The 7,664-nt window shown below is 49.9% G+C and carries 10 protein-coding genes; 4 read left to right on the top strand and 6 right to left on the bottom strand.

Annotated features, from left to right (window positions below; translation table 11 throughout):
* The 5 genes from SGI98_12265 to rpmH all read right to left on the bottom strand — a co-directional run.
* A partial coding sequence (locus SGI98_12265) for a deoxyhypusine synthase family protein (protein ID MDZ4744175.1) occupies nucleotides 1–307 on the bottom strand: 307 nt, incomplete at its 3' end.
* Between the two features lie 25 nt (nucleotides 308–332).
* Nucleotides 333–2,075, bottom strand: a complete 1,743-nt coding sequence (gene yidC, locus SGI98_12260) for a membrane protein insertase YidC (GenBank protein MDZ4744174.1) — start codon at nucleotides 2,073–2,075, stop codon at nucleotides 333–335.
* Nucleotides 2,068–2,412 carry a membrane protein insertion efficiency factor YidD gene (gene yidD / locus SGI98_12255; protein ID MDZ4744173.1) on the bottom strand — a complete coding sequence of 115 codons (345 nt, stop codon included), beginning with the start codon at nucleotides 2,410–2,412 and terminating at the stop codon, nucleotides 2,068–2,070. Before yidD ends, yidC begins: the two co-directional genes overlap by 8 nt.
* On the bottom strand, nucleotides 2,366–2,722 hold the full coding sequence (gene rnpA / locus SGI98_12250) for a ribonuclease P protein component (protein ID MDZ4744172.1): 357 nt from the start codon (nucleotides 2,720–2,722) through the stop codon (nucleotides 2,366–2,368). Before rnpA ends, yidD begins: the two co-directional genes overlap by 47 nt.
* Nucleotides 2,723–2,762: 40 nt before the next feature.
* Nucleotides 2,763–2,936, bottom strand: coding sequence for a 50S ribosomal protein L34 (rpmH, locus tag SGI98_12245; protein ID MDZ4744171.1), 174 nt, complete (start codon nucleotides 2,934–2,936; stop codon nucleotides 2,763–2,765).
* 219 nt (nucleotides 2,937–3,155) lie between these two features.
* On the opposite strand from rpmH, the gene SGI98_12240 reads away from it, so the two are divergent.
* Nucleotides 3,156–3,992, top strand: a complete 837-nt coding sequence (locus SGI98_12240) for an HAD-IIA family hydrolase (GenBank protein ID MDZ4744170.1) — start codon at nucleotides 3,156–3,158, stop codon at nucleotides 3,990–3,992.
* Here the strand turns inward: SGI98_12240 and nadB are convergent.
* Complete coding sequence (nadB, locus tag SGI98_12235) at nucleotides 3,989–5,605, bottom strand: L-aspartate oxidase (protein MDZ4744169.1); 1,617 nt, start codon at nucleotides 5,603–5,605, stop codon at nucleotides 3,989–3,991. The two genes, SGI98_12240 and nadB, sit on opposite strands and share 4 nt — an antisense overlap.
* Before the next feature lie 1,152 nt (nucleotides 5,606–6,757).
* Here nadB and SGI98_12230 point away from each other — a divergent pair.
* The 3 genes from SGI98_12230 to SGI98_12220 form a co-directional block, all read left to right on the top strand.
* Nucleotides 6,758–7,027 carry a hypothetical protein gene (locus SGI98_12230; protein MDZ4744168.1) on the top strand — a complete coding sequence of 90 codons (270 nt, stop codon included), beginning with the start codon at nucleotides 6,758–6,760 and terminating at the stop codon, nucleotides 7,025–7,027.
* Nucleotides 7,011–7,271, top strand: a complete 261-nt coding sequence (locus tag SGI98_12225) for a Txe/YoeB family addiction module toxin (GenBank protein MDZ4744167.1) — start codon at nucleotides 7,011–7,013, stop codon at nucleotides 7,269–7,271. Before SGI98_12230 ends, SGI98_12225 begins: the two co-directional genes overlap by 17 nt.
* Nucleotides 7,264–7,664: hypothetical protein (locus tag SGI98_12220; protein MDZ4744166.1), on the top strand; the 401-nt coding region annotated here is incomplete at its 3' end. The genes SGI98_12225 and SGI98_12220, both read left to right, overlap by 8 nt.

Here is a 7,664-nt window from a genome sequence, read left to right as displayed (position 1 = left end):
GCTCGTCGGCAGGGGTCAGGTCACGGTAATTAGGGACCCGTTCGTAGTGGTCATGGGCGACGAGGTTAAAGACATCCTCCTCGAGATTAGCACCGGTGCAGGTAATGGCGTGGACTTTATCCTGACGGATCATTTCAGCCAGAGAGAGTCCTAGCTCAGCAGTGCTCATGGCTCCTGCGATAGTCATGAACATTTTTCCGCCGTTATCCAAATGGCGGATGTACCCTTCGGCAGCATCCTTGAGTGCGGCCGCGTTAAAGTGACGGTAATGATGATCGATAAAATCGGAGATGGGCTTTTGACTCATGGCAGATGGACTCCTGTAGATGTGATTATTTTGATGACTGCAGCTTTTCAAAGAGGGGATCTTTTTTCCTCAACGAAAGCCACGTCTGGAGAATTGTCAGTAAGTTTTGAACTGTCCAGTACAAAGACAGTCCTGACGAGAAATTGTAACAAAACACTAGGAAAATAACCGGCATAAGCATGAAGATTTTCTTTTGGGCGGGATCCCCGCTCATCGGGGTCATTTGCATCTGGACAAACATTGATGCGGCCATGATCAAAGGCATCGGATTAACCGGCAGCCACGAGACATTAAAGAGATGGAAAATCGTGTCGGGCTGCGAAAGGTCTTTGATCCAGAGGAATTTCGCCCCGCGTAACTCAATGGCACTTTGGAGCATGGAATAGAATGCAAGAAAGACAGGGAATTGGAGAAGGCCGGGAAGGCATCCGCTAAAGGGATTAACCTTGTATTCCCGGTACATCTTCATCATCTCCTGCTGGAGTTTTTGGGGGTTATCCTTGTATTTATCCCGGATCGTCGTCAGACGGGGTTGGAGTGCCGCCATCTTTTTCATGGAGTTCGTGGCATGGCCAGTTAATGGCCAGTAAATGATTTTGATGAAGACGGTAATAATGACGATGGCCAAACCGAAATTATGGACATAACTATTAATATAAATGAGGATGGCCAAAAGCATTTGGGTGATGTAACCGAATATTTTCAGGGTCATACCCATAAAAACGTCAAATGCCATGACTTGGTCTTTATTATCCCCGAGCTCTCTGAGACGCTTGAATTCCTTTGGCCCGGCGTAGATTTTATATTCTAGGCTGATGGATTCGCCCGAGGCGATTGTCTGGTCGCCGACCCCGAGGAGAGCCGCAAATGTATTCGGTTTTTCGGGAGCGCTGATCGACTCGGCATAAAAACCTGATGCCGGGAATTGGTAGGGCTGGACAATCAGGGTGAAAAATTGGTTTTTGATGGCGACCCAGCTCAAGGGATTATTGGATTCAAATGGTTCTTTTTTTACAGTGTCATAATGTTTACGGATCACACTTGGCTTTTCGAAGAGGTCAAAACCGATGTAAGCAGCACTTTCTGTCGTGGTGAGTGGGCCGATGGTGCCCATGGTCATAAAAACCTTTTTGAGGCTTAACGATTTTCCGGAATTATTATTAATCTCGATGAGGAGGATCGGCCCGTAGTCACTCTCACGGGAAAGGTTATAAGTCTTCCGGATATTGATGCCGGCAGGAGTGGTTGTCTCATAGACGACTTCGTCGCTCGCATCGGTCGTAGAAAATATCGTTTCAGGAGAGAGGTCATCGATTCCGATGAGTACAAACCCAGGGATTTGGAGCCCGTCTTTATTTGCATATTGGCAGTTAATCACGACATTGTCTGTCGAATCATTATCAAGATGATGGTTAAAGTGTTCTTTGAGGATAAATCTCTGCACGCCGCCACCGATATTACTCAGCTCGATACGGAGCTGAGCATTTTCAATAACCGATATTTTCGGGGATTCAGGAGGCCGTGCTGTTTTATTGGATTTAACAGGAGGCACTTTGCTTGTGCCCCAGATTTTATCCGGAGATTTTTCCGCAGCTGAGGGGAGCGGGATATTGTCCAAAGCATTATCGGCGGCCTGGGCATTTTCCGAAGTAGCCGAGAGTTTCGAAACTGTCTTTGGTTTCGGAGGAAATATAAGGTGAGTGATCGGCCCCCATAAAAGCATGAGGACGACACACAGCGTGACTACGATGATGGATTTTTTATCCACGATTTATCTCCGGGGTATTTAAGTTCTTCTGATTTGTACGGGCCCCGATTCTGATCATTTGGGGCACGGGGTCAAGCCCCCCTTTTGAAAAAGGTTGGCACCTGAGGAGGCGCCAACCAGTAAAAATAATGCCTTTGGCAAAGCCGAGAGTTTCTACCGCTTCCGCAGCATAACAGGAGCAGCTGGGATAAAAACGGCATCCATGCCCAGGCCCTAGCAATGCAGACAGAGCCGTCGAGAGTATCAGTTGATAGGCTCGGATCAGCACTAATGCCACAAATTGCGCGGCATTAATCCTTCCAGATTTCCAGTTTTTGACACAATCGGATAAATTCATTTTCCACTGTCTTCTGTTTGAGGGTTAAAATATCCCGCTTTGCGACGACGACCAGATGACAAGGTGTTTTGATATTGTGTTGGTTGATTCTGAATGTCTCCCGGATTAACCGGCGTGCCCTGGCCCTTTTATTCGCAGCCCCCATTTTCTTGGTGGTGATAATGCCTAGGGCCAAGTGACCCGTGATCATTTCACTAGCCAATATATTGAGCACAAAATAACGGCAGGATATTCTCTTGCCGTTTTCTTTAACCCGCTCAAAGTCTGCGCGGGTCTTTAATCTCGCAGACTTCGGGAAGGTCAATGACATGTTGGCCGGGTCAAACAGGAATCTTTATGTCTCGTTTTGACTAACCTTTTGTGTGGCGTGCGAATTTCTTTTCCACACCCTTTGGCACAAGGCGTTTACGTCCCTTTGCACGGCGACGGGCGAGGGTCGCACGACCATTTTTGGTTCTTGTTCTGGCTAAAAATCCGAATTTACGGACTCGTCTTTTCTTGGACGGCTGATATGTACGTTTCATTATTTTCTATAATCTCCAATTCCTGTCTAATCGTAAAACCTTGCTACACTAACGAGACGACCATGGCCGTCAATCGTATTCCTCCTGCAAACGCAGGAAAAAACAAGTCGGCTAATCAATCAGTTTCCGGACGAGTTTGCAACAAAAGAAGCATAAAGATGCGCTTGTCAATAATTAGTTATGAAATCGTGGCATATAAATTGCTTGGATTACTCAATTATGAACTCAAATGAAAAATTCACAAATACGATCAAAGAAGGTTATTTGATTGATATGGATGGCACACTCACCACGGGTGGGAAGCTGATTCCGGGTGCGGATGAGTTTATTGATACCCTGCAAAGATATGGCATTCCCTATTTGTTGCTCACGAATAACTCTGAACGGACCCCGCGTGACATCGAGGCTAAGCTGGCTCAGGTAAATATAAAAGTGCCGTGTACAGCTATTTATACGGCAGCGCAATGCACTGCCGAATTCATCATTCGCCAACGCCCTACGGGGAGCGCTTTTGTCATTGGGGAGGGAGGACTCCTGAAGGCATTGGATGAGATTGGTTTTACGATTAATGCGGTTGATCCGGACTACGTGATTATTGGTGAAGGCCGTACCCTCAGCTTTGAACTCGTCGAGAAAGCCATGCGCTGCCTCGCCAAAGGAGCGCAATTAATTAGTACGAATCCCGACACATGGTGTCCGACTGATCAAGGGCCTCGGCCGGGTGCCGGGGCTGTCGCCGCCCTTTTGGAGTCGGCGGTCGGTAAAAAATGTTATCATCTGGGCAAGCCTCACCCTTTCATGATGTTACAAGCCCGGCATAAGCTGGGTAAACGCACGGCGGACACGGTCATGGTCGGAGATACATTCGAGACTGATATCAGGGGAGCTGTCGAAATGGGGTTCCAGTCTTATTTGGTGCTCACCGGTTCGGCCAAACGTGAGGATATTCATGCCTATCCTTATGTCCCGACAAGGATCCTCGATTCAGTGGCGGATATTACTCAGGACATTCATGGACGCCTCAATATCCTCCCCCCCGATTCAAAGGCTGCCTAACTCAATATACTGTCCTTGACCCATTGGGTATCATTTTTCTCGGGGTAATCGAGGGTGTAATGGAGGCCCCGGCTTTCTTTCCTCAGGAGGGCACAGTCGATAATTAACTCGGCCACAGTGACAATATTACGAAGCTCCAGGAGGTCGGTATTCACTTTGAAATCCCAGTAGAACTCCTGGATCTCGCGCTGTAAATTAATAATCCTCGCCTTCGCGCGTTGGAGGCGTTTTGTGCTACGCACGATCCCGACATAATCCCACATCAGGCGGCGGATTTCATCCCAATTATGATGGATAATGACCATTTCGTCGGCATCATGGGCGTCCCCGGATTGCCAAGCGGGAATCGAGTATTTTTTGCGCGGATGGGCGCTGGGATGTCCGGAACAAAATGCGGCGGCGCGATGGGCGATCACGAGGGCTTCGAGGAGGGAGTTACTCGCCAGACGGTTGGCCCCGTGGAGCCCGGTGGAGGCGACCTCTCCCACGGCGAGCAAATTGCGTATATTCGTGCGCCCGTTGACATCGGTGGCGACTCCGCCACAACAATAGTGGGCGGCGGGAACGACGGGAATGGATTCCTTAGCCATATCGATCCCGTATTTCAGACAGGTCTCATAAATATTCGGGAAACGTTTTTTGAGGAATGCCGGTGTTTTGGATGTAATATCCAGGAATAAGCAGGCCGCTCCCGTCTTTTTCATTTCCGCATCGATGGCGCGGGCCACAATATCGCGGGGAGCTAGGGATTTCAGTGGATGATATTTCTGCATGAATTCCTTCCCGTGCCCGTCGACCAGCACTCCGCCTTCACCCCGGACAGCCTCGCTGATCAGGAAGCTTTTTGCCTGTGGATGGAAAAGACAGGTGGGGTGGAATTGGATGAATTCCATATTTGAAATCATAGCTCCGGCACGGTGGGCCATGGCGATCCCGTCACCGGTGGCGATATCCGGATTCGTCGTATAAAGGTAGACACGCCCGCAGCCACCCGTCGCCAGAAGTGTGGTTTTCGCGCAAAAGGTAACGATGCGTTTATGCATCTGGTCATAGACGTAAGCCCCTAGGCAGGCGTTCTCCTCGACATACCCGAGTTTCTGGGTGGTGATCAGGTCGATGACATAATGATTTTCGAAGATCTGGATTTTGTCATTCTTCGCGATCGCATCCAGCAAGGCTGACTCGATTTCCCTCCCGGTCACGTCACCCGAATGTAAAATGCGCCGTTTCGAGTGGCCGCCTTCACGGCCTAGGTCATATTTCACCCCGCGCAGGCGTGTCTTCGCCCGGTCCTCGGTGACCACGCGCTGGGAGAATTTCATCCCGAGGTCGATGAGTTCCTGCACGCACTTTGGCCCTTCCTCGATAATCGTGCGGACTATTTTTTCTTTGCACAGACCCGCTCCGGCGCTCAGGGTGTCTTGGACATGGGCTTCAAAGGAGTCTTCGCCCGAGGCCACCACAGCGATGCCGCCCTGGGCATAGTTCGTATTCGACTCGGCCTTATTTTTTTTTGTGACAATGGCCACCGAGCCATATTCAGCCGCCTGGAGGGCAAACGTAAGTCCCGCTATCCCGCTGCCTAATACCAAATAATCATAATTCTTTTGCATCGTGTTTTGTTTACTGTCAGGCCATCCAAGCAAATTGCTCCGGAAAGATCAATCATTCCCTCCAGAGGCGAGAATGTTTCCCTGGAAGGAGAGGGGGCGAATCCAATTCGAAGAGCTTCACCCTCAAAGATGACTTTTTTTAAGGTGCTAAAGCAATTTGCCCTCATTGTAGGTATTTCCTGTAAATTGGTTAGGCCTTTGCCAACGACCGAGGGAGGTGGAAAAAGTCAGGGCCTTTTTGACAAAGGCACACCATAGGCCGGGTGAACTGAAGAATCAGCGCACGCGCCACAAAAAAATGAGTTCCAGATAACGTGTCTCGTCCGAGGCGGCAGCGGAACTCGTGATCCAAAAGTGAGGCAGAAAAGGAAAAGGAGTTGTCGCAATTTGCGACAGGGGATTCTCGATCCAGCGGTTCGGCGTGCCGGGCCTTAAAGCACATGAACATAAATCTTTTCTATCACAAACGCTCCAATTGTCTCTCCTCGAAGGAGAGTCCTGAAAATCAGAGATCAAAAGTGAGGTGCCGCAAATTGCGGCAGGGCAGTCACGGTCCCACCCCATCCAGTGCTCGTCCCAGACCCCCAGTATCCGGTAAGAAGCCCGACCCATCAGGAATATGTCCACTGTATAACCCCCCCCCTCCTCGTTTTATGGTCAAAGGGCGATTTAAGTTTTTTTCTTCTTTGAAGGGCGTGGGGGAAACGGGTTTGATTTGCGAGCAAAATGCGTCCGTGTAAACCATTGAAATTAATCCTGAGTGCAGCTCTGTTGTGGGGATGTGGGTGGTTTACATTAAATGGACAAACTTGGGATTTTGGTAGTGAGGAGTTCCCCAGAATCTACAGCGATGGCTCATGTCCACCGCAGCAGGTGCCTAGTCATTTCCCCACTGCCTTATGATCAGTTCGTGGAAAATAACACTTCTCTGTTCAGACGTGGCAGTGTTCTGCGGCCCATCAGCCGTGCCTGACGATCCGTTTGAAAACTCCACTTGGCGAGGCGAAATGAGATGTTTACTCATGCGCTGTTTAATGGGTTATGGAGCTGTCGAGATAAGGTTGACGAACCCCCTGTCGCCAACACCCGATGCGCTGAAGTGGTGAGAGCTGACTGGTTGACAAAATTGGTTGTTTTGGTATTTTTAGGGGTATGAACAGACTCACCATTGAGATTGAACCTGAACAGCATCGGCAGATTAAAACGCTCGCCACCTTCGCTGGCATGACCATCAAAGAATTCATTCTTTCCAAAACCCTCACTCCCTCGAGTGTGCCGCCGCAGCAATCCGGGGACACAACCGCACGACTGCTGGGTTCACCAAAGAATGCGAAACGGCTTCGTAAAGCCATCACCGCCAAAACTCCCGGGAACCTGGTCTTTGAAACCACGGAGGACTTGAAACGTGCGCTTGGAATTTAGGGAGCAGGCCTTTGAGGACTTGCAATATTGGGTTCAATTGAATCCCAAGGTAGCCAAGCGGCTGCTGCGGCTGATCGAGGAAACCAAACGAGATCCGTTCCGAGGTGCGGGAAAACCAGAACCACTGAAAGGTGAGCTCTCTGGATGGTGGTCAAAGCGAATCGATCAGGAGCATAGGCTGATCTATCGGGTAGAAGGGGACAGTTTGATCGTAGCTCAGGCGAGAGGACACTACGATGACTGATTTTCGTCCATTACGACGGATGCTCGTGCTCCTGCTTAGCCTACTCTGGGCTACGACGGGGAGTTTTGCCGTAGTGAATCTGCAAAGTCCCTTGATTTGTGGCGTCAGCATGGGCTATGACGCTGCTGAATCCCCGAACTCTGGCTACGACAATGCCCCCTTGGAGGCTCGGGACGACTACCAATCTGCATTAGCAGACACGCGGGTCTCCGATGACTTGGTGCCCGGATTTATAGCCGCAAATACGGGAGGGAAAATCTATCACTATACTGGCGAGGCCAACGTTGCGGGCATCTTGGAGAAAGGATTGGTTCCCGGCCGTGCATCGGGCAAGGTGTGGACAACCCCCAATGGGTCTCTGACTCCTACCCAAGCTCAAATTGAACTTGCCTT

It is taken from the genome of Verrucomicrobiota bacterium (assembly GCA_034440155.1).
Lineage (GTDB): Bacteria > Verrucomicrobiota > Verrucomicrobiia > JAWXBN01 > JAWXBN01 > JAWXBN01.
Note: the sequence above shows the minus strand (reverse complement) of the source record. Positions and strands in the feature narration are given on the sequence as shown.